26 protein-coding genes are annotated in these 24,814 nt (G+C 66.9%); 11 read left to right on the plus strand and 15 right to left on the minus strand.

Annotated elements, in window-relative coordinates; translation table 11 throughout:
• The first annotated feature begins 104 nt into the window (after nt 1-104).
• On the plus strand, nt 105-548 hold the full coding sequence (locus ACZ1A1_RS14475; protein WP_463620455.1) for a hypothetical protein: 444 nt from the start codon (nt 105-107) through the stop codon (nt 546-548).
• Here the strand turns inward: ACZ1A1_RS14475 and ACZ1A1_RS14480 are convergent.
• Genes ACZ1A1_RS14480 through tsaD form a run of 5 tightly spaced genes read right to left on the minus strand, consistent with a single transcriptional unit; the run spans nt 542 to nt 4,060 of the window.
• Nucleotides 542-1,192, minus strand: a complete 651-nt coding sequence (locus ACZ1A1_RS14480) for a class I SAM-dependent methyltransferase (protein ID WP_463620456.1) — start codon at nt 1,190-1,192, stop codon at nt 542-544. The two genes, ACZ1A1_RS14475 and ACZ1A1_RS14480, sit on opposite strands and share 7 nt — an antisense overlap.
• Nucleotides 1,193-1,235: 43 nt before the next feature.
• Nucleotides 1,236-1,667 (minus strand): EVE domain-containing protein, encoded by a 432-nt coding sequence (locus ACZ1A1_RS14485; protein WP_463620457.1) that lies wholly within the window; start codon nt 1,665-1,667, stop codon nt 1,236-1,238.
• A gap of 6 nt (nt 1,668-1,673) precedes the next feature.
• The gene (locus ACZ1A1_RS14490) at nt 1,674-1,967 is read right to left on the minus strand and encodes a YciI-like protein (RefSeq protein WP_463620458.1); all 294 of its coding nucleotides are present in this window, start codon (nt 1,965-1,967) and stop codon (nt 1,674-1,676) included.
• A gap of 15 nt (nt 1,968-1,982) precedes the next feature.
• The gene (locus tag ACZ1A1_RS14495; protein WP_463620636.1) at nt 1,983-2,963 is read right to left on the minus strand and encodes an NAD(P)H-dependent glycerol-3-phosphate dehydrogenase; all 981 of its coding nucleotides are present in this window, start codon (nt 2,961-2,963) and stop codon (nt 1,983-1,985) included.
• A gap of 2 nt (nt 2,964-2,965) precedes the next feature.
• Nucleotides 2,966-4,060, minus strand: a complete 1,095-nt coding sequence (gene tsaD / locus ACZ1A1_RS14500) for a tRNA (adenosine(37)-N6)-threonylcarbamoyltransferase complex transferase subunit TsaD (RefSeq protein WP_463620459.1) — start codon at nt 4,058-4,060, stop codon at nt 2,966-2,968.
• Between the two features lie 73 nt (nt 4,061-4,133).
• Here tsaD and hemC point away from each other — a divergent pair, with 73 nt between their 5' ends.
• The 8 genes from hemC to ACZ1A1_RS14540 all read left to right on the plus strand — a co-directional run bounded on the left by hemC (nt 4,134) and on the right by ACZ1A1_RS14540 (nt 10,741).
• Complete coding sequence (gene hemC / locus ACZ1A1_RS14505) at nt 4,134-5,063, plus strand: hydroxymethylbilane synthase (RefSeq protein WP_463620460.1); 930 nt, start codon at nt 4,134-4,136, stop codon at nt 5,061-5,063.
• A 2-nt stretch (nt 5,064-5,065) separates the two neighbouring features.
• On the plus strand, nt 5,066-5,791 hold the full coding sequence (locus tag ACZ1A1_RS14510) for a uroporphyrinogen-III synthase (protein ID WP_463620461.1): 726 nt from the start codon (nt 5,066-5,068) through the stop codon (nt 5,789-5,791).
• A 97-nt stretch (nt 5,792-5,888) separates the two neighbouring features.
• Entirely contained in the window at nt 5,889-7,121 is a 1,233-nt protein-coding gene (locus tag ACZ1A1_RS14515; protein ID WP_463620462.1) for a COG4223 family protein, read from the plus strand.
• 12 nt (nt 7,122-7,133) lie between these two features.
• Nucleotides 7,134-8,765, plus strand: a complete 1,632-nt coding sequence (locus ACZ1A1_RS14520) for a heme biosynthesis HemY N-terminal domain-containing protein (protein ID WP_463620463.1) — start codon at nt 7,134-7,136, stop codon at nt 8,763-8,765.
• A 24-nt stretch (nt 8,766-8,789) separates the two neighbouring features.
• Entirely contained in the window at nt 8,790-9,275 is a 486-nt protein-coding gene (locus ACZ1A1_RS14525; RefSeq protein ID WP_463620464.1) for a tellurite resistance TerB family protein, read from the plus strand.
• Between the two features lie 3 nt (nt 9,276-9,278).
• The gene (locus ACZ1A1_RS14530) at nt 9,279-9,995 is read left to right on the plus strand and encodes a glutamine amidotransferase (RefSeq protein WP_313194739.1); all 717 of its coding nucleotides are present in this window, start codon (nt 9,279-9,281) and stop codon (nt 9,993-9,995) included.
• Nucleotides 9,996-10,139: 144 nt separating this feature from the next.
• Nucleotides 10,140-10,430 (plus strand): YggT family protein, encoded by a 291-nt coding sequence (locus ACZ1A1_RS14535; RefSeq protein WP_119259011.1) that lies wholly within the window; start codon nt 10,140-10,142, stop codon nt 10,428-10,430.
• Entirely contained in the window at nt 10,427-10,741 is a 315-nt protein-coding gene (locus ACZ1A1_RS14540; protein WP_463620465.1) for a DUF167 domain-containing protein, read from the plus strand. Before ACZ1A1_RS14535 ends, ACZ1A1_RS14540 begins: the two co-directional genes overlap by 4 nt.
• A 3-nt stretch (nt 10,742-10,744) precedes the next feature.
• Here the strand turns inward: ACZ1A1_RS14540 and ppa are convergent, their stop codons facing one another.
• Nucleotides 10,745-11,278, minus strand: a complete 534-nt coding sequence (gene ppa / locus ACZ1A1_RS14545; protein ID WP_119259013.1) for an inorganic diphosphatase — start codon at nt 11,276-11,278, stop codon at nt 10,745-10,747.
• A gap of 135 nt (nt 11,279-11,413) precedes the next feature.
• Between ppa and ACZ1A1_RS14550 the strand changes: the two genes are divergently transcribed.
• Nucleotides 11,414-12,034, plus strand: coding sequence for a hypothetical protein (locus tag ACZ1A1_RS14550; protein WP_463620466.1), 621 nt, complete (start codon nt 11,414-11,416; stop codon nt 12,032-12,034).
• Nucleotides 12,035-12,058: 24 nt separating this feature from the next.
• On the opposite strand, the gene ACZ1A1_RS14555 is transcribed toward ACZ1A1_RS14550, so the two are convergent.
• The 4 genes from ACZ1A1_RS14555 to ACZ1A1_RS14570 form a co-directional block, all read right to left on the minus strand.
• Nucleotides 12,059-12,565 (minus strand): GNAT family N-acetyltransferase, encoded by a 507-nt coding sequence (locus tag ACZ1A1_RS14555; protein WP_313194742.1) that lies wholly within the window; start codon nt 12,563-12,565, stop codon nt 12,059-12,061.
• Nucleotides 12,566-12,770: 205 nt separating this feature from the next.
• Nucleotides 12,771-14,597: a translational GTPase TypA gene (gene typA, locus ACZ1A1_RS14560; protein ID WP_313194743.1), complete on the minus strand. Its 1,827-nt coding sequence runs from the start codon at nt 14,595-14,597 to the stop codon at nt 12,771-12,773.
• Nucleotides 14,598-14,713: 116 nt separating this feature from the next.
• Nucleotides 14,714-16,276: an alkaline phosphatase D family protein gene (locus ACZ1A1_RS14565; protein ID WP_463620467.1), complete on the minus strand. Its 1,563-nt coding sequence runs from the start codon at nt 16,274-16,276 to the stop codon at nt 14,714-14,716.
• Between the two features lie 312 nt (nt 16,277-16,588).
• Nucleotides 16,589-18,649: a M3 family metallopeptidase gene (locus ACZ1A1_RS14570; protein ID WP_463620468.1), complete on the minus strand. Its 2,061-nt coding sequence runs from the start codon at nt 18,647-18,649 to the stop codon at nt 16,589-16,591.
• A gap of 379 nt (nt 18,650-19,028) precedes the next feature.
• Between ACZ1A1_RS14570 and ACZ1A1_RS14575 the strand changes: the two genes are divergently transcribed.
• Nucleotides 19,029-20,135 carry a DUF475 domain-containing protein gene (locus ACZ1A1_RS14575; protein WP_463620469.1) on the plus strand — a complete coding sequence of 369 codons (1,107 nt, stop codon included), beginning with the start codon at nt 19,029-19,031 and terminating at the stop codon, nt 20,133-20,135.
• A 125-nt stretch (nt 20,136-20,260) separates the two neighbouring features.
• Here the strand turns inward: ACZ1A1_RS14575 and ACZ1A1_RS14580 are convergent, their stop codons facing one another.
• The 5 genes from ACZ1A1_RS14580 to ACZ1A1_RS14600 all read right to left on the minus strand — a co-directional run bounded on the left by ACZ1A1_RS14580 (nt 20,261) and on the right by ACZ1A1_RS14600 (nt 24,814).
• Complete coding sequence (locus tag ACZ1A1_RS14580; protein ID WP_162911546.1) at nt 20,261-20,425, minus strand: hypothetical protein; 165 nt, start codon at nt 20,423-20,425, stop codon at nt 20,261-20,263.
• Nucleotides 20,426-20,578: 153 nt separating this feature from the next.
• The gene (locus ACZ1A1_RS14585; protein ID WP_463620470.1) at nt 20,579-22,096 is read right to left on the minus strand and encodes a tripartite tricarboxylate transporter permease; all 1,518 of its coding nucleotides are present in this window, start codon (nt 22,094-22,096) and stop codon (nt 20,579-20,581) included.
• A 10-nt stretch (nt 22,097-22,106) separates the two neighbouring features.
• Nucleotides 22,107-22,595: a tripartite tricarboxylate transporter TctB family protein gene (locus tag ACZ1A1_RS14590; protein ID WP_463620471.1), complete on the minus strand. Its 489-nt coding sequence runs from the start codon at nt 22,593-22,595 to the stop codon at nt 22,107-22,109.
• The gene (locus ACZ1A1_RS14595) at nt 22,592-23,536 is read right to left on the minus strand and encodes a Bug family tripartite tricarboxylate transporter substrate binding protein (protein ID WP_463620472.1); all 945 of its coding nucleotides are present in this window, start codon (nt 23,534-23,536) and stop codon (nt 22,592-22,594) included. The genes ACZ1A1_RS14590 and ACZ1A1_RS14595 overlap by 4 nt, the downstream gene beginning before the upstream one ends.
• A 210-nt stretch (nt 23,537-23,746) precedes the next feature.
• Nucleotides 23,747-24,814, minus strand: a complete 1,068-nt coding sequence (locus tag ACZ1A1_RS14600; protein ID WP_463620473.1) for an ABC transporter substrate-binding protein — start codon at nt 24,812-24,814, stop codon at nt 23,747-23,749.

A 24,814-nucleotide genomic window follows, 5' to 3' on the forward strand; every position in this document is an offset into this window, starting at 1 on the left:
TAACCAAGAGCGCGAAAAACCCTGCGCGATCCGTGACTTTCGCCGGTTCCTGCCCCATCTTGCGGTTAACGATTTGTTAAGCGTAACCCGGAAGGCAGGACAGAATGACTCTGTTATCAGCGCTCCGTGCGACCAAAGTCTTAGGGCTGGCGGTCGTGCTTGTCGCCGGCGGCATGACGGCCGCCGAAGCCGGGGACGGGTGGCATCCCCGTCGCCATCACGGTCATCACGGCCGCTACCACCAGCTGCCGAGGATGGACCGGAATGCCGTCCACGACGGCCACCGCCTCGGCACCGAGCTGCGCTACGGCCGCGCCGGCCGCCCGCTTCTGCGGCAGGACGGCGATTTCTACGGCGGGGCGGTGACGGCCTATCGCGAGCGCGGCAACGGCATCTATTTCTATGTCGACGGCGACGACGGCCCGATCGGCTGGTACGACCGGCCGGTGAGGCGCCACAGGAGCGGTCCGAAGGTCATCACCGTGCGGCCGGGCCAGAGCGGTTGCGCATGGCAGGCCGGCGTCTGCGTCATCCGGCCGGGTTATTGAGCCCGGAAGCGCCAGACCGTCGTCTTCTTTACCTCGCTGTCTTCCAGCGCCCGCGTCACAGGCACCGCATAGGTGGCAAGCGCCTCCATGCGCTCATGCGGGCAATAGGCGCGCCCAGGATCACCCACCAGCACGCTCGCCCCGCGCGCCGCCAGCGCTGAAAACCACGGGACGAGCAGACCGGCAAAACCGCGGTCGTAGAAGACGTCGCCGGCAAGGACGACGTCCCAGCCGCCGTCCCGACCGATAAGGTCGTCGGACGTATGGTCGAGCGTCACGCCGTTGAGGCCGGCATTGAGGCGGATCGCCGTCTCGCTCCAGGGATCGATATCCGCCGCCAGCACCTTCGAGGCACCCGCCATACGCGCGGCAATGCCAACAAGGCCGGAGCCGCTGGCGAAATCCAGGACTGTCTTTCCGGCGACCAGCGCCGGATGATCGAGCATATGGCGGGCAAGCCCCTGCCCGCCCGCCCAGGCGAAGGCCCAGAAGGGCGGCGGCAGGCCGATCGCTTCCAGCTCCTCCTCGGTCTTCAGCCACAGGTCATGGGCCTCGGTGGCAAGCCTCAGCTTCACCTCCGGCACATGCGGCGGCGACAGCACGTCCGTATTGCCGCGAATGAAGACTTCGGGGTCCGTCTTCACGAAAGCATCGCTCCGGAGAAGGCGGTACGCAAAGCGGAAGCCATCAGCGCGGCGGATTGTCGAGGCCGCCCATGCGGCAGACCTCGATCCACTCTTCCTCCGTCACCGGCTGCACGGAAAGGCGCATGGAGGTGACGAGCGACATGTTGGCGAGCCTCGGATTGGCCTTGATGTCCTTGAGGGTCACGGGCTTCGGCATGTCGCGCACGGCGCGGATGTCGATGCATTCCCAGCGCGGATCCTCGCCGGCGGTCGAATCCGGATGCACCAGGGCGCAGACTTCCGTGATGCCGACGACTTCGAGCCCCTCGTTGGAGTGGTAGAAGAAGCCCTTGTCGCCGATCTTCATGGCCCGCATGTTGTTGCGTGCCTGGTAGTTGCGCACGCCGTCCCATTCCTCGCCGGCCTCGCCCTTCGACTTGAGCTTTTCCCAGGAGAACTTGAAGGGTTCGGACTTGTAGAGCCAGTATGCCATCGGGTCTTACGCCTCCGGATTGTTGAAGACCCAGTTCCAGGCCTTCACCTCGACCTCGGCGAAGAGACCGGCCCTGGCATAGGGATCGTCGGCCGCGATCCGCCGCGCCTCCTCGATGGTCTCGGCCTTCACCACGACGAGGCTGCCGGTCGGCTTGCCGTCGTCGCCGAGGAAGGGGCCGGCAAAGCCGAGCTTGCCGTCCGCATTGAGCGCATTGAGATAGGCGAGATGTTCGGGGCGCGTGTCGAGACGCACCTGGAGCGAACCGGGCTTGTCCTTGCAGAGAAATGCGAAATGCATGCGGCTGTCCCTTCCTTATTCCTGGGTGATGGGGCGCGTCATGAGCTGCCCGATGGCGGTCTTCACGTCGAGCGTGCCGTCGACGATGCGGGCGACGGCGTCGGTGATCGGCATGTCGATGCCCTTTTCGGCGGCGACGACCGAGGCGACCGAGGCGGCGAAGGCGCCTTCCACAAGGTCGCCGGACCAGCCGGCGGCAGTGCCGTGCCGGCCGAGCACGATACCGAAGCGCAGGTTCCGCGACTGATGGCTGGTGCCGGTGAGGACGAGGTCGCCGAGGCCGGAAAGCCCCGTCACCGTGATGCCCTCCCCGCCATGCGCCTCGACGAAGCGTGACAGCTCCGCAAGCCCGCGCGAGATGAGCGCCGCGCGGGCGGAATCGCCGAGCTCGGCGCCCTCGATGATGCCGCAGGCAATCGCCAGCACATTCTTGAGCGCGCCGCCGAGCTGCACGCCGATGCGGTCCGTCGAGGGATAGAGCCGGAAGGTCGGCCCGGACAGCGCCTGCGCCAGCGCGGCGCCGGTCTCCACCGTGCGCGCGGCGATCACCATCGCCGTCGGCAGGCCTTTGGCGATATCGGCGGCGAAGCCGGGGCCGGAAAGCACCGCGACCTCGCGGCCGGGCAGTTCCTCTTCCAGCACCTCGGTCAGGAGCCTCCCGGTGCCCTTCTCCATGCCCTTGGCGCAGATGACGACGGCCGTACCCGGCGCAAGAAGCGGCGCCAGCGACCGCGCCGCCGCGCGCTGCGCCTGCGAGGGCATGGCGAAGAGCACGATGCCGGCGCCGCGCATGGCTTCCGCATCCGCGCTATAGGCAAGCGAAGCCGGCAGTTCGATGCCCGGCAGCGCCTTTTCATTGCGGCGGGTGGCGCGCATCGCCTCGACGGAAACCGCGTCACGACCGATCAGCGTGACGTCGCCGCCGCTGGCGGCCGCCACGCTTGCCAGCGCCGTGCCGAAGGCGCCCGCGCCGACCACGGCGATCTTGCGGCTGATGCTCATGCCTTGGCTCCCCGCTTGCCCGATCCGAGAACCGTCGCCGCGTCGCGGTCGAGCGGCCAGCGCGAGCGCGGCGCGACCGAGAGATCATCAGGCGCAAAGCCGGCCGCCATGCGCTCCAGCCCTGCCCAGGCGATCATCGAGGCATTGTCGGTGCAGAGCGCCAGCGGCGGCGCGATGAAACGGAACCGGTTCTTGTCGCAGAGTGCCTGCAGCGTCGCGCGCAGCTCCGCATTCGCCGCCACGCCGCCGGCAACGACCAGCGCCGGCGTTTCGACATCGGGATAGAGCGTGCGGAACCGCTCCAGCCCGCGGCCGATACGGTCCTTCAGGGTGCGCGAGACGGCGCGCTGGAAGGAGGCGCAGATATCGGCGATGTCCTGGTCCGTCACCGGCTCGATGGACTGCGCCGCCTGCCGCACCGCCGTCTTGAGGCCGGAGAAGGAGAAATCGAGCCGCGCCTCGCCGACGAGCGGGCGCGGGAAGGTGAAGCGCTCGGGATTGCCCGTCTTCGCCATGCGCTCCACCGCGGGACCGCCGGGATAGGGCAGGCCGAGGAGCTTGGCCGTCTTGTCGAAGGCCTCGCCGAGCGCATCATCGATGGTCGTGCCCCAGCGCTCGTAGTCGTCGACGCCGCGCACCAGCACGAGCTGGGTATGGCCACCGGAAACGAGCAGCATGAGATAGGGGAAGGAGAGCCCGTCCGTCAGCCGCGCCGTCAGCGCATGGCCTTCCAGATGGTTGACCGCATAGAGCGGCTTGCCGGTCGCCCGCGCGATCGCCTTGCCGGTCATCAGCCCGACGATGAGCCCGCCGATCAGCCCCGGCCCGCTCGTCGCGGCGATGGCGTCGACATCGTCGAGGGAACGGCCGGCGCGCAGAAGCGCCTCGGAGATGAGGCTGTCCAGCGCCTCGACATGGGCGCGCGCCGCGATCTCCGGCACCACGCCGCCATAGGCGCTGTGCTCTTCAAGCTGGCTCAGCACGACCTCGCCGAGGATCTCGCCCCGCCCGTCGGCATCGCGCGCGACGACCGACGCGGCGGTCTCGTCGCAGCTCGTTTCGATGCCGAGAATGGTCAGGTGGGGCGACATGAAGCACTAGGATCGATTGCGGGCGGCTCTAAAGCCGGTTACGAGACATCCCGGTAACAATGGATCAAGGCGGATGCAAACAAAACCTTTCAGGATCGGCACCCGTGGCAGCCCGCTGGCGCTCGCCCAGGCCTACGAGACCCGTTCGCGCCTGATGGCGGCGCACGGCCTGCCGGAGGCGATGTTCGAGATCGTCGTGCTCTCGACCACCGGCGACCGCATCACCGACCGTTCGCTGGCGCTGATCGGCGGCAAGGGCCTGTTCACCGAGGAGATCGAGGCGCAGCTTTCCTCCGGCGAACTGGACCTTGCCGTGCACTCCTCCAAGGACATGCCGACGAAGCTGCCGGAGGGTCTGCACCTCTCCGCCTTCCTGCCGCGCGAGGATATCCGCGACGCCTTCATCGGCCGCGCGGCAAAGCGCCTCCTCGACCTGCCGCAGGGCGCAACCGTCGGCTCGGCCTCGCTGCGCCGCCAGGCGCTCATCCGCCGCCTTCGGCCGGACCTCAATGTCATCGTCTTCCGCGGCCAGGTGGATACCCGCCTCGGCAAGCTCGCCGAAGGCCAGGCTGATGCGACGCTGCTCGCCTATGCCGGCCTGAAACGCCTCGGCAAGCTCGACGTGCCGACGGAGATCCTCGATCCCCTCACCTTCCCGCCGGCCCCGGCGCAGGGCGCGATCTGCGTCGAAAGCCGCATCGGCGACGACCGGGTGAACGGCCTGCTGTCCGCCATCGACGACCGCCCGACCCATGCGGCCGTCGCCTGCGAGCGCGGCTTCCTCGCCACGCTCGACGGCTCCTGTCGCACGCCCATCGCCGGCTATGCCACCGTCGAGGGCGATCACCTGCGCTTCCGCGGAACGATCCTCACGCCGGACGGCAGCCGCTTCCACGAGATCGAGACGAGCGGCCCGGCCGCCGATGCCGCCGCCCTCGGCGAAAAGGCGGGCGAGGATATCCGCGCCATGGCGGGAGCGGACTTCTTCGAAAGCTGGACCTGACCATGCGCGTCCTCGTCCTTCGTCCCGAGCCTGCGGCGGCACGCACCGCCGAACGGCTCGCGGCGCTCGGACACGGGGCCGTGCGCCTGCCGCTCTCGAAGGCCGAGCACGCCGTCGATGCCGTGAAGGCCGCCCTGGCGGAGCCCCATGGAGCCATCGCCGTCACCAGCGCGGAAATGGCCCGCCTGTTCGAAAGGATCGGCGGCGCCCCCGCCGCGCATCGGGACACCACCGTCTTCGCCGTCGGGGAAGCAACCGCACAGGCCATGCGCCAGAACGGCTTCACCGATGTCCTCAACGCGGAAGGCGACGGCGAAAGCCTTGCCGAAGTGATCGCGGCCCATGTCCGCGCGAAGGGGCCGCTGCCGCATCCCCTCCTCTATCTCGCCGGCAATCCGCGCGGCCCGGGCTTCGAGACCCGGCTGGCGGCGGCCGGCATTCCGTTCCGCACTGTCGAAGGCTACCGCATGGTGCCGCTCGCCCCCACCCGCGAGGCGGTGGAGGCCGCCCTGCTGCATCCGGTGCCCGACGCCGTGCTGCTCTATTCGCGGGAAAGCGCCCGCGCCTTCTTCGCCCTTGCCCCCCTTGCCGAAGCGCCGGACCGCTTTGCCGCCCTCCGCCTCCTCTGCATCAGCGCCAATGTCGCGGCGGCGGTGCCGCAAGGCTTTCCGGCCCGCGTCGCCATCGCCCGGGCGCCGAGCGAGGAAAGCCTCTTCGCGCTGCTCTAAATGCAGGCCGTGGCGTTGAAATTGCCGCAAGGGTCTTTCCCTCCCTGCCATCCCTGTCTACCTTGAGTGCAATGCACATGAATGCGAGGAGGCCGCCATGGAACCGGAAAACCCGTCCCGTCGTAAGAAGGCCGGCGACGAGCCCGTGACGATCGATCTCGAAGCCGCCCCCGCCGCCGTCGACAACGAGGCGCCTGCCGCCGAGGAGACGGTCGAAACCGAGGCATCCGTGCCGGAAAATGCGGAAGTCGCCGACACCGAAACGGCCGCTGCCGATCCCGTCGAGGACAGGGCGGAGCCGATCGAGCCCGCCCGCGCCACCTATGAGGAACCCGTCCGCGCCGAAACGCCGCCGCCCCGCCAGCGCGGCAATGCCGGCCCGCTCGCCGCCGGTATTCTCGGCGGCCTGATCGCCCTCATCGGCGCCGGCAGCCTGCAATATGGCGGCTACCTGCCGTCGCTCGGCCCGGAAAAGCCCGACGACAACGGCGCCGTCGCCTCGCTTTCCAACGAGGTCGAGGCGCTGAAGGCGCGGCTTGCCGACAGCACCGCCGCAAGCCCCGTCGATCTCCAGCCGCTGGAGACCCGCCTCGCCGCCCTCGAAAAATCGACCGACGGCACGCCCGGCGCGGATCCGGAAGCCGTGAGCAAGCTGGAAGGCGATGTTAGCCGGCTCACAACCGAGCTCGCCACCCTTCGCGAGGCCGTCACCCGCACGACGGAAGCGGTCAGCACCACCGAGACCCAGTTGACGGAGCGCATCGCCGCCGCCGAGCAGAAGATCGACGAGCCGCGCAGCGACGTCGCCATGGCGCGCGCCGTCGCGGCAAGCGCGCTGAAGACCGCCATCGACCGTGGTGGCCCCTACCTTGCCGAGCTGGAGGCCTTCGCCAGCGTCGCGCCGGACGATCCGTCCATCACGGGCCTGCGCGAACATGCCGCCGTCGGCGTGCCCTCGCGCGCCGATCTCGTGCGCGACTTCCAGCCGACGGCGGACGCCATCCTCGATGCCGTGCACCAGCCGGAAGGCGACCAGGGCATCTTCAACCGCCTGATGTCGAGCGCCGCCTCGGCAATCCGCGTGCGCCCGGTCGGCAGCATCGAGGGCGACACGCCCGAGGCGGTCGTCGCCCGCATCGAGAACAAGCTGCAGAACGGCGACTTCAAGGGCGCCGGAATCGAATGGCAGACCCTGCCGGAGCCGGGCAAGGCGGCGGCGGCGGACTACAAGCGCAAGCTGGATGCACGCGTCGGCGTCGAGGACCTGATCGGCGCCGCCGTTTCCGGCGCCCTCAACGGCCAGACCACCGCCACCGGCAACCAGGGCTGAGGAGAAGGCTTCATGTTTCGCATTCTGGTCTTCATCCTCTTCGTCCTTGCCCTTGCCGCCGGCTTTGCCTGGCTCGCCGACCGTCCGGGCGAGCTTTCCATCATCTGGCAGGGCCAGCGCGCCGACATGAGCCTGATGGTGGCCGCGACGCTTATCGTCTCGCTGGTCGCCGCCGTCATGTTCTGCTGGTGGCTGGTGCGCGTCGCCTGGACCTCGCCGCATTCCATCCAGCGCTATTTCCGCGCCCGCAAGCGCGACCGGGGCTACCAGGCCCTGTCGACCGGCCTGATCGCCGCCGGCGCCGGCGACGCCGCCAATGCCCGCAAGATGCTGGGCCGCACCAAGGGCCTCCTCAGCGCCGACCAGGAACCGCTCATCCACCTGCTGGAAGCGCAGGCGGCGATGATCGAGGGGCGCTATGACGACGCCCGCAAGAAGTTCGAGTTGATGGCCGACGATCCGGAAACGCGCGAACTCGGCCTGCGCGGCCTCTATCTCGAAGCGCGCCGCCTCGGCGCCAACGAGGCGGCCCGGCAATATGCCGAGCGCGCCGCCGAAAAGGCCCCGCAGCTTCCCTGGGCGACGGAAGCGGCCCTCGAATACCGCTCCGAGGCCGGCGACTGGGACGAGGCACTGAAGCTCCTCGGCGACGGCCGCTCCGGCTCGGCGGAAGAGAAGAAGACCTATGCCCGCCGCAAGGCCGTGCTCCTCACCGCCCGCGCCGTGGCAAAGCTCGACGCCGACCCGAAGGGCGCCCGCGAGGATGCCCACCAGGCCTTGAAGCTCGACGAGAATTTCGTGCCTGCCGGCCTCATCGAGGCCAAGGCGTATCTCCGCGAGGACAATCTGCGCAAGGCCGCCTCCATCCTTGAAAGGCTCTGGAAGGCGACGGCGCATGGCGATGTCGCGCGGCTCTATGTCCGCGCCCGCAGCGGCGATTCGGCGACGGATCGGCTGAAGCGGGCGGAAAAGCTGGAGGCGATGCGTCCGAACAATGCCGAGGCGCTCTATGCCGTTGCCGAGGCCGCGCTGGAGGCCCGCGACTTTACCCGCGCCCGCGCCAAGGCCGAAGCCGCCGCCCGCCTCTCCCCGCGCGAAAGCGCCTTCCTGCTCCTGGCCGATATCGAGGATGCCGAGACCGGCGACCAGGGCCGCATCCGCCACTGGATGAACCAGGCGCTGAAGGCCCCGCGCGATCCCGCCTGGACGGCCGACGGCATCACCGCGCCGGAATGGCGCGCCGTCTCGCCCGTCACCGGCCGCCTCGACGCCTTCGAATGGAAGACGCCGGTCAGCGAATTGCAGGGACCGGTCGAGGAAGGGTCGACTGATGCTGTCGACGAGGCCATCCGCACCCTGCCGCCGCTCGCCATCGAGGCGAAGCCCGCCCGGATCGAGCCGGAGGAAAGGGTCGAGAAGACCGAAACGGCAAGGCCGGTCGTTGTGGCCGCGGTGGCCGAACCCGCGCCGGTCAGGACCGTGACGCCGGAGAAGGCACCCGAGAAGACGCCAGAAAAAACGAAAGTCGAGACGGTCGGCGGCATGGAGGAGGAGCGCCCCTTCTACGGCCTGCCGGACGACCCGGGCGTCAAGGAAGGCGCGGTCGCCAAGCGCGACGGCACCAGCAGTTTCCGATTGTTCTGAGTACGGGAAACGGGGCTTAAATCGATGTTCGAACGCTTGCAGCATTTTCTTGCGAGCCTTTCCGGCGACGGCAAGCGCGCCTTTGCCGCAGACGATCCGCGGGTCGCCGTCATGGCGCTCTGCATCCAGGTCATGGAAGCCGACGGCAAGGTGCTGGCCGTCGAGAAGAAGGCGCTGCGCGCCCACTTCAAGGCGTTCTACGGCGTGGACGAGGCCGAGCTCGACGCGCTCGCCGCCGCCGGCGCCGATGCCGAGAGCGAGGCGATCGACTTCTTCCACTTCACCTCGGAACTGAAGCGCCAGCTTTCGGAAGAGCAGCGCGTCGCCCTCATCGGCCTCCTCTGGGAGATCGTCTATGCCGACGGCGAGCGCAGCGAGATGGAGGACCACGCCATCTGGCGTATCGCCGACCTTCTCGGCGTTTCCGGCCGCGAGCGCATCATGAAGCGGCAGGAAGTGGCCGGGCGGCTTGGCGTTTCGGCAGGGCACGAGGAGCCGGACGAAGGCTGAACCATGCCCGATCTCTCCACCGCACAGCCCCGGAAGCGGCCCATCCTCGTCGTGCTGCACCAGGAAAGCTCCAGCCCCGGCCGCGTCGGCCAGATCCTGCAGCGAATGGGCCATGCGCTGGATATCCGCCGCCCGGTGCTCGGCGATCCGCTGCCCGAGACGCTCGCCCACCATGCCGGCGCCGTCGTCTTCGGCGGGCCGATGAGCGCCAATGACGCCGAGCCCTATGTGCGCCGGGAGATCGACTGGCTCTCGGTGCCGCTCAGGGAGAACCGCCCCTTCCTCGGCATCTGCCTCGGCGCGCAGATGCTGGTGAAGAACCTCGGCGGCACGGTCTCGGGCCATGCGGACGGCTGGACGGAGATCGGCTGGTATCCCCTGAAGGCGACGACGGCCGGCACGGCGCTGATGGCCTGGCCGAGCATGGTCTACCAGTTCCACCGCGAGGGCTTCGACCTTCCCGCCGGCGCCACACTGCTCGCCACCGGCCACCACTACGAGAACCAGGCCTTCCGCTACGGCGACAATGCCTGGGGCATCCAGTTCCACGGCGAATTGACGCTCGCCATGATGCATCGCTGGGTGGTGCGCGGGGCGCATCGCTTCGACCTGCCCGGCGCGCAGGTCGGCAGCCTCCATCTCGACGGGCGCCTGCTGCACGACGCGGCGCTGCGGCACTGGATGGCGTCCTTCCTCGACCGCATTTTCCACGAGGCATGAACGCCATTTCGCGAGGGAACCGGCAGGGTTTGCACCCACGCAGGTCGCCGCGCATTAAACATGTTGCCGCCCCGTCCGATGCGCGGCCTTGCTGGCGCAAGCCGCAATGGCTACATGTCAGCACGAAAACAATTGGAGACGTCAATGATAGCGGTCATCAACACCCTATTGTTCATCATCAATATCGCGTGGTTCCTGGTGATCGCCTCGGCGATCTTCTCCTGGCTCTATGCCTTCAACGTCATCAACGCGAACAATCAGGTGATCGCCACCATCGGCCGCTCGCTCTACCAGCTGACCGAGCCGATCTACCGGCCGATCCGCCGCGTCCTGCCCAATTTCGGCGGCGTCGACCTGTCGCCGCTCGTCGTGCTTGTCATCCTGTTCTTCCTGGAACAGATCGTCCGCACGGTGCTGGCCCCCGCGATCCTGTGACGCCGGCGCTGAGCCGCCACAGCGACCATGTGCGCCTGACCGTCCGGCTGACGCCGAACGGCGGGCGCGATGCCATGGACGGATGGGAAACCGGCGCCGACGGCGAGGGCCACCTGAAAGCCCGCGTCAGCGACCCGCCGGACAAGGGCAAGGCCAACAAGGCGCTGATCGTGCTCGTCGCCAAGGCGGCGGGCGTCGCCAAGTCCGCCGTCAGCCTCGTTTCCGGCGAAACCCAGAGAAAGAAAATCCTCCGGATCGAGGGCGACCCGGAGGATATCGTTTCAAGACTCGAAAGCGCGGTGCCGCGCTAAACCTTACTTGGATTTGTTGTAGCGCTCGACGGCTTCGAGGATCATCCTCTTGGCGACGGTGACGTCCTGCCAGCCGGCGATCTTCACCCACTTGCCGGGCTCCAGGTCTTTGTAGTGCTCGAAGAAGTGCTCGATCTGCTTGAGCGTGATCTCCGGCAGGTCCGTATAGTTCTCGACCTTGTCGTAGCGGCGCGTCAGCTTCGGCACCGGCACGGCGATGATCTTCTCGTCCTTGCCACCGTCGTCTTCCATCACCATGACGCCGATCGGGCGCACATTGATGACACAGCCCGGAACGAGCGGACGGGTGTTGGCGATCAGCACGTCGATCGGGTCGCCGTCTTCCGAGAGCGTGTGCGGCACGAAGCCGTAATTGCCCGGATAGGTCATCGGCGTGTAGAGGAAGCGGTCGACGACGAGCGCGCCGGCTTCCTTGTCCATTTCGTACTTGATCGGATGGCCGCCGACCGGCACCTCGACAATGACGTTCACGTCGTCCGGCGGGTTCTTGCCAACGGAAATCGCATCGATACGCATGGGGGTCCCCTTGAAAGGCAATGGGTTGGTTTGCGGGTTTCCTAATGCGAATCCCGTTGCAGCGCAACATGACTTTCGCCTCACCCGAATAGACCGGCGGCATATGCCGTCTTCATCTTGACCGGAGGATGACCAATGCACCCGAGCCGCTGCCTTTTCATCGCCAGCCTCGCCGCCCTTGCGGCCGCCGCGCCCGCCCGGGCGAACGAGAGCGCCTATACCGACCGCAACCTCGATGCCTGCAAGACGCTTTCGCAGGAGGAGGAAGGCGCGAGCGTGACGCTGCAATGCGATGGCTACAGGGACCTCGCCGTCTATTTCAAGGAAGGCGACCTCAGGCAGAGCCAGTCCTACGGCCCGATATCGAAGGCCTGGCTCGACGAGGCCTTCGAGAGCTTCGGCCCCTTCAACCACAGCAACGCGAAGATCGAATGGCGGCTCGACGGCAAGGGTGCGCCGGTGGCGACCATCGTGCGCTGGTTCGTGTCCGATCCGGAGACGACGTCCGACATCGAGACGCGCTACGGCCAGATCCTCGTCGTCTCGACGGTGGCGACGGCGCAGGACCCGACGAGCTGCGTCGTCGGCTATGTCGATGCGCTGGAGAACAGGGACGCCAATGCGCTCGCCCGCAAAATCGCGGATACGAAGGCAAGCGGCTTCACCTGCGGCAAGGACGAGCCGCAATGGCACGGAAAGCGGGGAAGCCTGGCGGGAGACCCGATGCGCTACCCGCCGGAAGACACCGAGAAGTAGGCATTCCGGCAAGGCGCTGGCCCATCAGGGCCAGACGAAGCCGATCTTCTTCAGCTCCTTGTCGCCGAAGCTCTCCATGCCCTCGGCGATGTCGCTTCCGCCGGAGGAGCGGAAGAAGCGATAGGCATGCTCGCTGTCCTCCAGGCACCAGACGATCATGCCGTTGCAGCCGAGCGACTTCAGCAGCCGCCGCGCCTCGCCGAAGAGCAGCCGGCCGAGGCCGATGCCCTGGTATTCGGGACGCAGGTAGAGTTCGTAGATCTCGCCTTCCTGCGGCAGCGCGCGGGCGCGGTTGAGGCCGAGCGTGGCATAGCCGGCCACCGTGCCGGCGACATCGACCACCAGAAGCGTCGCGGGACCGCGCGTCGCCTTGCGCCACCAGGTCTCGTCCCGGCGGTCGACCATCTGGTTGAGCGGCTTGTGCGGGATGAGGCCGGCATAGGCCTGCAGCCACGAGACCCGATGCGTTTCGGATATCGCACGCGCATCCAGCGGTTCGGCGCGCCGCACATCGATCGACAGTGTCTTCATAACACGACTCATATTCCGGCACCGATTCCACAGGAATCCCGCAAGAGGCGAAGACCCGCTTTGCCCACAGGCGAGTTCCCGGCGGCGCACCGAAAAGTTAACGCTTTTTTAACAAGCGTCACAAGCCGTAAAACGATGGCACACACATGAAAAACCCCGGCCGATGGCCGGGGTTCGATCTGTTCCGTTTCGGGAGCCGTGCTGCTCAGGCGGCGCCGGCGGCGCGCTGCTTTTCGAATCGCTTGCGGTCGTTCGGGTCGAGATAGAGCTTGCGCAGGCGGATCGACTTCGGCGTCACCTCGACGAGTTCGTCGTCCTGGATCCAGGAGAGCGCGCGCTCCAGCGTCATCTTGATCGGCGGCGTCAGGCGGACGGCTTCGTCCTTGCCGGCGGCGCGGATGTTGGTGAGCTTCTTGCCCTTGAGCACGTTCACTTCAAGGTCGTTGTCGCGCGTGTGGATGCCGACGATCATGCCCATATAGACCTTCTCGCCCGCGTCGATGACCATCGGGCCGCGGTCTTCCAGGTTGAAGAGCGCGTAGGCGACGGCCTCGCCCGCTTCGTTGGAGAGCAGCACGCCGTTGACGCGGCCGCCGATCTCGCCCTTGTAGGGCTGGTAGTCGTGGAACAGGCGGTTCATGATCGCCGTGCCGCGCGTATCCGTCAGCAGCTCCGACTGGTAGCCGATGAGGCCGCGGGTCGGGGCGAAGAAGACGAGGCGGACGCGGTTGCCGCCGGACGGACGCAGCTCGACCATCTCGGCCTTGCGCTCGGACATCTTCTGCACGACGACGCCGGAGTGCTCCTCGTCGACGTCGATGACGACTTCCTCGATGGGCTCAAGGAGCTGGCCGTTCTCGTCCTTGTGCATGACGACGCGCGGACGCGACACGGCAAGCTCGAAGCCTTCGCGGCGCATGGTCTCGATGAGGACGGCGAGCTGCAGTTCGCCGCGGCCGGAGACGAAGAAGGAGTCCTTGTCGCCCGATTCCTCGATCTTCAGCGCGACATTGCCTTCGGCTTCCTTGAACAGGCGGTCGCGGATGACGCGGCTCGTGACCTTGTCGCCTTCCGTGCCGGCGAGCGGCGAATCGTTGACGATGAAGGACATGGTGACGGTCGGCGGGTCGATCGGCTGGGCCTTGAGGGCTTCGGTGACCGACGGATCGCAGAACGTATCGGCGACAGTGCCTTTGGTGAGGCCCGCAATGGCGACGATGTCGCCCGCATGGGCTTCTTCGATGGCCGTGCGCTCGATGCCGCGGAAGGCGAGGATCTTCGAGATACGGCCGCTTTCGATGAGCTGGCCGTCCTGGCCGAGAACCTTGACGGACTGGTTCGGCTTGATCGAGCCGGAATGGATGCGGCCGGTGATGATGCGGCCGAGGAAGGGGTTGGCTTCGAGGATCGTGCCGATCATGCGGAACGGACCTTCGGCGACCTTCGGCTCCGGCACGTGCTTGAGCACGAGGTCGAGCAGCGGGGCCATCCCTTCGTCCTGCGGGCCGTGCGGGTTGACGTTCATCCAGCCGTTGCGGCCCGAACCGTAGAGGATCGGGAAGTCGAGCTGCTCGTCGGTGGCGTCGAGATTGGCGAAGAGGTCGAAGACCTCGTTCAGCACTTCCTCGTGGCGGCCGTCCGGACGGTCGATCTTGTTGATGGCGACGATCGGCTTCAGGCCGACCTTCAGCGCCTTGCCGACCACGAACTTGGTCTGCGGCATCGGGCCTTCCGACGAATCGACGAGAACGATGGCGCCGTCCACCATCGAGAGGATGCGCTCCACTTCGCCGCCGAAGTCGGCGTGGCCGGGCGTGTCGACGATGTTGATGCGCACGCCCTTCCACTCGACCGAAGTGGCCTTGGCGAGGATGGTGATGCCGCGCTCTTTTTCGATGTCGTTGGAGTCCATGACGCGTTCGGCGACGCGCTGGTTTTCACGGAACGAGCCGGACTGCTTGAGAAGCTCGTCGACGAGCGTGGTCTTGCCATGGTCGACGTGCGCGATGATCGCGATATTGCGGATGGACATAGGTTGTAATCTCTGAGGTTCAGGGGCGCGCGCAAAACGAGGGCGCCGTCTTCAATGGCCGGGCTCATACATGTTTTTCCGCAAATGCGAAAGGGGCGGGCCGCAACTCTGTTGCCTCACGACGAGCGGACCGGCGGCAGCACCACGCGCCAGAGCTCCCGGTCCTCCCGGTCCATCAGCCGCACGGTCATCTCCTCGCTCGCTCCGCTGATATCGACGAGACCGAAGAATTGCAGGCCGGCGGAGGGCGGCAGGTTGCTGTCGGCGCCGCCGGCGGAGGACTTGATGAAGCGCACCTCCGGCCCGAAGGTCATGTCGAGCGGGTGCGGCCCGTAGGTGCCGGAATGCAGCGGCCCGGAGACGAACTCCCAGAACGGATCGAACGCCTGGAACTTCGCCCGCGCGGGATCGTAGTGGTGGGCGGCCGTATAGTGCACGTCCGCCGTCAGCCAGACGACGTTGCGGATCGCATTGTCGCGCATGAAGGAGAGGAGGTCGGCGATCTCCCGCTCGCGCGCCGTCGGCGGGCCGTCGGACCCGTCCGCAACGCCCTCATAGCCGACGCGGTTGGCATAGTCGTCCCATATGACGAGGCCGAGCGGCATGTCGCAGGCGATCACCTTCCAGACGGCACGGGAGGCCGCAAGCTCGCGGCGCAGCCACGCGGCCTGCCGCGGGCCGAAGAGGTCGTTCTCGGTGCCGCCCCGGTTGGGACCGCGATAGGAGCGCAGGTCCACGAAGAACACGTCGAGCAGCGGCCCGTAGGCGACCTTGCGGAAGATGCGGCCGGGCTCGCTAGGCAAATAGCGGATCGGCGTCATCTCGTGGAAGGCGCGCCGCGCCCGCGCCTCATAGACCTTGATGTCCTTTTCCGGGTAGCGCCGGTCGCCCGAAAGATCGCTCGATGCCGACCAGTTGTTCAGCACCTCATGATCGTCCCACTGGAAGAAGGTCGGGCATTCCCTGTTAAAGGAAAGCAGGTGGTCGTCGAGGAGGTTGTATTTCCACTGACCGCGGAATTCCTCCAGCGTGCGCGCCACGTCGCGCTTCTCGTCGGTGACGATGCGGTTCTTCCAGACCCCGCCGTCGCGCAGCCTGATCTCGTCCGGGATCGGCCCGTCTGCATAGACCGTGTCGCCCGAATGGATGAAGAAATCCGGCTCGTGGCGCAGCATGGTCGAATAGGTCTTCATGCCGACATCGTCGATGCCCCAGCCCTGCCCCGCCGTATCGCCCGACCAGACGAACCGCACCGACCGCCTGCGCATCGGCGCGGTGCGGAAGCGTCCGACGGTGGGCTCGGAGACGAGGTGGCTGGAATAGGGATCGCCCGCCGTGAAGCGGTAGAAGATGTCCTGATCCGGCAGCAGCCCCTGCAGCATCGCCTTGACCGTATTGTCCGAGGCCGCCGTCGCCGTCTGCAGCGGCACCCGCATCGCGTCGATGAAGCTGTCGGTGGTCGCATATTCCAGCACCACCTCCGCCGGCCGGTCGACCCGCGCCCAGACGACGCCCGACGAGCAATCCACGTCGCCGGACTGGACGCCATGCGAGAAGGCGGGGCTGCCATGGCGCCGCGCATAATAGGGAACCGCCAGCGCCGAGGACGTCGCAAGCGCGCCGGCGCCCGCCGTCAGCAGAAACGAGCGCCGCGTCAGCACCTCGGGAACGATCGCCATGCCACCTCCGGCCCAGCCCGCGAAAAGACGGGCAGACCATGAGTCTCCGGCATGTCAGTCCGGTAACGGGACGATGACGTTTCACCCAAGCTTTGGTGACGGGAGGATGACGAGGGGTGTGTTCATGCGTGCCGCGCTCTATCCGGCCTATCCGCAGCCCGTTCCCCTCTCCTTCGTCATCGTCGGGCCTGACCCGACCATCCATGCTCGGGTGCCGCCGCGGATCCTCGGGTCAAGCCCGAGGATGACGTCGGTGGGGAGGCACGGTCACGGCAGAAGTCGTGTAAGGCAGAGCGAGCGCCAGGCGCCGGCTCAGGCCGCCAGCCCCTTCTTCTCCAGCATGGCCTCGGGGCTCGGCAGCTTGCCGCGGAAGGCCTTGTAGGCGTCCTCCGGGTCGACCGAGCCGCCGACGGAATAGATGTAGGTCTTCAGCCGCTCGGCCATGACCGGATTGAAGGCGTCGCCCGTTTCCGTGAAGGCGGAGAAGGCGTCGGCGTCGAGCACTTCCGACCACATGTAGGAATAGTAGCCGGCCGAATAGCCGTCGCCCGAGAAGACATGCTGGAAGTGCGGCGTCGCGTGGCGCATGACGATGGACGCCGGCAGGCCGATCGTCTCCAGCACCTCGCCCTGCACCGCCATCGGGTCCTCGACGGCGCCGCGCGTATGGAACGCCATGTCGACCAGCGCCGAGGAGGTGAACTCCACCGTCGCGAAGCCCGAATTGAAGGTGCGGGCGGCCAGCACCTTGTCGAGCAGCGCCTGCGGCATCGCCTCGCCCGTCCGGTAATGCACGGCATAGCGCGTCAGCACTTCCGGCACCGTCAGCCAGTGCTCGTAGAGCTGCGACGGCAATTCCACGAAATCGCGCGAGACGCCCGTGCCCGAGACGGAGGGATAGGTGACGTTGGAGAGCATCCCGTGCAGCGCATGGCCGAATTCGTGGAAGAGCGTGCGCGCATCGTCGAGCGACAGCAGCGCGGGCTTGCCTTCCGCCGGCTTTGCGAAATTGCAGACATTGTAGATGATCGGCAACTCCCCGACCGTGCCGTTCGGCAGCGGCAGGCGATGCTGGCTCTGGTAGGAGCTCATCCATGCGCCGGAACGCTTGGAGGAGCGGGCGAAATAATCGCCGAGGAACATGGCGACCAGCCTGTCCTCCCGGTCGCGGATCTCGAAGACCCGCACGTCGGGATGATAGACCGGCACGCCCTTCTGCTCGATGGCGCGGATGCCGAAGAGCCGCTCTGCAACGTCGAAGCAGGCCTCGATGACCTTTTCGAGCTGGAGATAGGGCTTCAGCTCCGCCTCGGAGAAATTGAATTTTTTCGCGCGCAGCTTTTCCGCATAGTAGCGCCAGTCCCAGGGCATGACCTCGTGGTTGCGCCCCTCCTCGGCGATCAGCGCGGCAAGCTCCGCCTCCTCCTCGCGCGCCCGCGCCACGGCCTTTTCCCAGACCTGCATCAGGAGCCCGTTCACCGCCTCCGGCGTCTTGGCCATGGTGTTGTCGAGCTTCAGGGCCGCGAAATTCCCGTAGCCGAGCAGCCCGGCCTTTTCGGCCCTGAGCGCCAGCGTTTCCTTGACGATACCGCGATTGTCCGTCTCGCCGGCATTCTCGCCGCGCGCCACCCAGGCCCGGAACGCCTGCTCGCGCAGGTCGCGGCGAGCGGAGAAGGTGAGGAACGGCTCGATGATCGAGCGCGACAGGGTGACGGCGTAGCGCCCGTCCTCGCCGCGCTCGCGCGCCGCCGCAGCCATGGCGTCCTTCAAGAAGTCCGGCAGACCGTCGAGCGCCTCGCCCTCGTCGAGGAAGAGCGCCCAGTTCTTCTCGTCGGCAAGCACGTTCTGGCCGAATTTCGCGCCGAGGCCGGCGAGCGTCTCGTTGATCGCCGAAAGCCGTTCCTGTCCGGATTTTTCGAGCTTGGCGCCCGATTTCACGAAGCCCTTCCAGTGCCGCTCCAGGACGCGCACCTGCTCCAGCGAGAGGTTAAGCCCGGCACGGCTCTCCCACAGCGCATCGATGCGCTTGAAGAGCGCGGCATTGGTGCCGATCTTCGAATAATGCCGCGACATTTTTGGCGCGATATCGCGTTCCAGGGCCTGGATCGTGTCGTTGGTATTGGCCCCGGCGCGGCTCCAGAAGAGCGCCGAGACGCGCGACAGCGCATCGCCGGCGATCTCCAGCGCGACGACGGTGTTCTCGAAGGTGGGGGCTTCCGGATCGTTGGCGATCGCGTCGATCTCCGCCTCGTGCGCCGCCAGCGCCGCATCGAAGCTTTCCGCGAAGGCCTCGTCCCTGACGAGGTCGAAACGCGGCAAGCCGCCCGGGCCGCTCCACTCGACAAGAGCAGGATCGATGCGCGTTTCGGTCATGGGGCGTCCTTTCCAGCAAATCACCGTGCGGCGAATATAGGAACGGACATGCCCCTTGGTACAGGGCACCGTCGCAAATTAGGGGAACCGGATGCGCGCAGCCGCGTTCAGGCCGGTGCGGCACCCTGCCACTTGACGCGGACGGCGACTTCGGAGACAACAATCCCGACCCGCGGCCTTTTTGACATCGGTTGCCGCGGTGAACCCTGGTGCCGGGCCCCTCTGGCGAGAGTTTTTACGGCGCTCTCGTGATGTCGGTACCGCCAGCAATCAGCCGGCGGATTCATACGCACATGAACATCCTGACCATGCCTTACCCGCATGCCCGTCGTGGTATGCGCGATCTCACTTCCCGTACCTCCAGCCCGGAGGCGCTGACATGATCGGCAACGGCGAAGGCAAATCCACCCTCTCCTATCTCAAATGGGCCTTCATCGTCACCGCCCTCGGCCTTGCGCTCGGCGCCTGGCTCGGCTGGCAATCGACCGGAACGCTTTCCGGCATGGCGACCGTCTTCTTCATCTGCGCCGTCCTCGCGGTGCTGGAGATCTCGCTCTCCTTCGACAATGCCATCGTGAATGCCAACAAGCTCAAGGACATGACGCCGGCCTGGCAGCACCGGTTCCTGACCTGGGGCATCGTCATCGCCGTCTTCGGCATGCGCATCGTCTTCCCGCTCCTGATCGTCGTCATCGCCGCCGGCATCGGCCCGATCGACGCCCTGGTCCTCGCGGCCCGGGAGCCGGCGGAATATGCCCGCATCATGAACGATGCGCATCTGCCCATCGCGGCCTTCGGCGGCACCTTCCTGATGATGGTCGGCCTCACCTACTTCTTCAACCATGAGAAGGACGTGCACTGGATCGGCTTCATCGAGAAGCACATGGCGCGCTCGGCGACCGTCAAGGGCATCGAGATCGCCTTCGTCCTCGCGCTCATCCTGATCTTCTCCAACCTGCTGGAAGGCGAGGCGGCCAATACCTTCGTGCATGCCGCGGTCTATGGCCTTCTCACCTTCCTTGCGGTGGAAGTCGTCGGCGGCCTGCTCGATGCCTCGCAGAAGGCGATGTCGGAAGCGGCCAAGGGCGGCCTCGGCGCCTTCATCTATCTCGAAGTGCTCGATGCCAGCTTCTCCTTCGACGGCGTGATCGGCGCCTTCGCGCTGACGCAGAACCTCTTCGTCATCGCCATCGGCCTCGGCATCGGCGCCATGTATGTACGCTCGATGACCATCATGCTCGTCGACAAGGGCACGCTCGCCGAATACCGCTACCTGGAGCACGGCGCGTTCTACGCGATCCTGATCCTGTCGGTGGTGATGTATTGCCAGACGCTGGTGCACATTCCAGAGGTCATCACCGGCCTTGGCGGCGCGACGCTCATCGGCATCTCGCTCTGGTCCTCGATCCGCCACAACCGGCGCGAACAGGCGCTGGAACGCCGCGAGGCCGACCATGTGACGGGCGGCCTCGGCAAGAACGCCTGACGCCTGCGGCCGGCCGCCGAAAGCGGCCGGCTCGCTATTCCCAAGACAAACGTATCCCAAATACAGAAGGCCCGCCGATCTTCCGACCGGCGGGCCTTTTCATTCAGGGAATTCTCTCTCCCGCGTCAGACGCGCGGGAAATCGGCGGGGTTGATGCCGAGGGTCTTCAGGTCGCGTTCCTTCGGGCGGCGGTGCCCCTCTACGGCCGCGGCGGCTGCGTGGGCAGCGCTCAGTACGGCGAAGGCCCGGCCGAAGAAGCCTTGGGCGAAGGAGTTGCGGAGGGTGGTCATTGGAATGCTCGCTTTCTGTTCTAGCTTACGGATGGAAGATGATGCTTCGGGACCGAAAGTACAAGCGACGGAATCTCAGCCCAGCCATGCAACGCATGCAGGCCGGAAACGAGGTTTCCGGCCTGCAATATTTCCGATCGTCGAAGAAGAACGTCAGTCTTCGTTGGCGGCGAACTGCGAAAGGACTTCGCCCTTGCCGCGCGCCCGCAGGATGAGCGGGACGATGACGGCGAGGAAGGCAAGGCCGAACAGCACGGCGGCGATGGGCGACATGAAGAGCGCCGTCACGTCGCCCTGGCTGATGGCGAGCGCCCGGCGCAACTGCTGTTCCGCCATCGGCCCGAGGATGAGCCCCACCACGACGGGCGCGATCGGATAGCCGAAGAGCCGCATGGCAAAGCCCAGCAGGCCGAAGACCAGCAGCATGCCGAGCTCGAAGACCGACGGATTGGCGCCGATGGTGCCGAGCGTCGCGAACAGCAGGATGCCGGCATAGAGCCAGGGCTTGGGGATCGTCAGCAGCTTCACCCACAGGCCGATCAGCGGCAGGTTCAGCACCAGCAGCATGAAGTTGGCGATGAGCAGGCTGGCGATGAGGCCCCAGACGAGCTGCGGATTGGTCGCGAACAGGAGCGGGCCCGGCTGGAGGCCATATTGCTGGAAGCCGGCGAGCATGATGGCCGCCGTCGCCGTCGTCGGCAGGCCGAGCGAGAGCAGCGGCACGAGCGTGCCGGCGGCCGATGCGTTGTTGGCCGCCTCCGGCCCCGCCACGCCCTCGATGGCGCCCTTGCCGAACTCGTCCTTGTGGGCGGAGAACTGCTTTTCCGCCGAATAGGAGAGGAAGCTGGCGATATCGGCGCCGCCGGCCGGCATGGCGCCGATGGGAAAGCCGATGGCGGTGCCGCGCAGCCACGGCTTCCACGAGCGCGCCCAGTCCTGCGCGTTCATCCAGACCGAGCCCTTCACCGCCTCCACCTTCTCGGGGATGCGGTCGCCCTGGCAGGCGACATAGAGCGTCTCGCCGATGGCGAACATGGCGACGGCGAGCGTCGTCACCTCGATGCCGTCGAGAAGGTCGGGAATGCCGAAGGAAAGCCGCGCTTGCCCGGTCTGCTGGTCGATGCCGATGATGGCAAGGCCGAGGCCGACGAAGAGCGCCGTCAGCCCGCGCAAAGTCGAATCGCCGAAGGCCGCCGAGACGGTCACGAAGGCGAGCACCATCAGCGCGAAATATTCGCGCGGGCCGAAGGAGAGCGCGAACTTCACGACGAAGGGCGCGATGAAGGCAAGGCCGAGCGTGGCGATGAGGCCGGCGACGAAGGAGCCGATGGCGGCGGTGGCGAGCGCCGGCCCGCCGCGCCCGGCCCGGGCCATCTTGTTGCCCTCGAGCGCGGTGACGACCGAGGCGCTTTCGCCCGGCGTGTTGAGCAGGATCGAGGTCGTCGAGCCGCCATACATGCCGCCGTAATAGATGCCGGCGAACATGATGAGCGAGCCCGCCGGATCGAGCTTGTAGGTGACGGGCAGGAGCAGCGCCACGGTGAGCGCCGGCCCGATGCCCGGCAGCACGCCGACGGCCGTGCCGAGCGTGACGCCGATCAGCGCATAGAGCAGGTTCATCGGCTGGGCGGCGACGACGAGGCCCTGCATCAGGAATTCGAATGTATTCATCGTCAGCTCCTCAGAAGAACAGGTGCTCGGGCAGCCCCGCGGGCAGCGAGAGTTGCAGGAAGCGGCCGAAGATGATGAAGACGACGAAGCTGATGGCGATGCCGACAGGCAGGGAGATCCAGAGCTTGCGCCGGCCGAAGCCGAAGGCGGTCAGCGCGAACAGCACGCCCGTGGCGATGGAAAAGCCCGCCGTCTTGAGCAGCAGCATCTGCCCGGCAAGCCCCGCGACGATCCAGACGACCGGCTGCACCTCGACGGGCTCGCGCTCCGGGAAATCGCCGCGCCAGGCCTCGAAGCCCGTCCAGACGGCGAGCAGCGCCAGCCCGAGGGCGATGACATGCGGCACCGTCGCGGGGCCGATGCGCGAATAGTTGGTCATCTCCGCAAGCCGCCCGGCATCCCACCAGATGATGCCGGCAAGAACGAGGAGGACGGGAGCGATGACCAGCGCCGCCCTGTCGGGGCGGCGCGTTTGGCGGGAGGAGGGAACCTCGCTCATTTGACGAGCCCGATATCCTTGAGGATGCTTTCCGTCGCGGCGACATCCTTGTCGAGCTGCTCCTTGAAGGCATCGCCGGCGAGATAGGTGTCCTGCCAGCCCTTGGTCTTCAGGACGTCCTTCCAGGAGGCGGAGGTCACCATCTTCTCGATGTCGCCGTTGATCGAGGCGACCTCATCGTCCGAAAGGCCGGGCGCGGCGGCGATCATGCGCCAGTTCTCGACCACGACGTCGAGGCCGCTTTCCTTGATGGTCGGCGCGTCGATGCCCTCGATGCGCTCGCCGCTGGAAATGGCGATCAGGCGAAGCGTGCCGGCCTTCACCTGGGCTTCGAACTCGCCGTAGCCGGAAATGCCCGCCGTCACCTGGTTGCCGAGGATCGCGGCAAGCGCCTCGCCGCCGCCGGCATAGGCGACATAGTTGATCCTGGTCGGGTCGACGCCCGCCGCCTTGGCGATGAGACCGGCCGTGATGTGGTCCGTGCCGCCGGCCGAGCCGCCCGCCCAGGACACCGCGCCGGGATCGGCCTTCAGCGCCGTGACGAGGTCTTCCATGTTCTGGATCGGCGAGGCCGCCGGAACGACGATCGCCTCGTATTCGCCGGTAAGCCGTGCGATGGGCGTCACGTCCTTCAGGGTGACCGGCGACTGGTTGGTGAGGATAGCACCGACCATCACGTAGCCACCGACGATGAGGGCGTTCGGGTTGCCGGAATTCTGGCTGGCGAACTGGGCAAGGCCGATCGTGCCGCCGGCGCCCGGAACGTTGACCACCTGCACGCTGCCGGCGATCTTCTCGTCCTGAAGGACCGTCTGGATCGACCGGGCCGTCTGGTCCCAGCCGCCGCCGGGGCCGGCGGGCGCGATGATCGAATAATCCGCGGCGAAGGCTGGAAGCGCCATGGCGCCGGCGATCAGGGATGCCAGGAAGAAATGTTTCAAGGGTCTGTCCTCCGTCAGGCGCGGGCTCGCCCGCGCATCGTTGCCTGTGGCGGGAGGACAGAGCCGCCATGACGGCGCGGGCCGCCTTTCGGCGGGCGCGGCTGCGGCAGAATTCTCCTCCCGGTCTTCCGTCCGCCTCCACGGACGATGAAGACCCCCAAGCGATCACAGAAAGCTGTCATCTACCTGACATGGCGGCGGAACGGCCGGCTACTGGTTGCGCAGCACCTCGTTCCAGCGCGCGATCAGCCGGGCGCGCTTGACCTGGTCGAGATAGACCATCAGGCCGGGGCTGACCGGCACCGGCTTCAGCTGCGCGCCGAGTAGCGCGTTCATCGTGCGTGCCGTGTTGGAGCCCGAGACCTCGGGGCTGACGGCGGCGATCTGCAATTCGCGCGACAGGATCTCCTGCCCCTCCTTCGACATGAAGAAGGCGAGGTAGCGCCGGCCGAGCTCCGGCGAGGCGGCCGCCTGCGGCACGAGGCCGATGCGCGACATGACGACGGTGTAGTCCTTCGGCAGCACGATCCCGACATCCGGGTGGCGCGAGGCCCAGTCCGCCGCATAGGAGCCGAGGATGTTGTAGCCGAGCACGAAGCGCCCGTCGGCAACGCGCTCCAGGATCGCCGAGCTGGTCGAATAGAGCTTCACGCCCGCCGCGCCCATCGCCTGGATCACGGTCCAGATATCGCCGAACTGCTCCTGGTCGCGCGCCATGAAGAGGAAGCCGACGCCGGAGCGCTCGATGTCGTAGGTGCCGATGCGGCCATGGACCTTCTCGCCCTGCCGCTTGAGATAGTCGACGAACTCGGCGCGCGAAGCCGGCGGCTTGCCGCCCTTGAAGCTCGGCTTGTGATAGACGAAGACGGCGGGCTCGAAGGTCAGCGCATAGGCGGTGTTGCGCCAGTTGGCCCATTGCGGCCAGCGCTCGCTCATCGGCAGGTCGCTGCGCTGCGCATAGCCGTCGTTGCTGAGCTTGACCTGCAGGTCCATCGCCGAGGAGAAGGCGAAATCGGCGGTCTTCCGCCCGGCATCCGTCTCGCTGACGATACGGTCGTGCACCTCGCCGGTCAGCATCTCCTCGTAGCGCACCGCCACGTCCGAATTTGCCTTCTGGAAGCCCTCGATCATCGGCCGGGCGAGCGGTTCGTCGAGCGAGGAATAGACGACGAGGACGGGCGCGTCCGCATTGCCGTCGCGCGCCGCGAAGAAGGCCGGCTCGGCAAGGGCGGGCGAAGAAGCCGCCAGAAGCGCAAGAAGGATGAGGACAAGACGCAT

It is taken from the genome of Shinella sp. R2-11 (genome assembly GCF_055330205.1).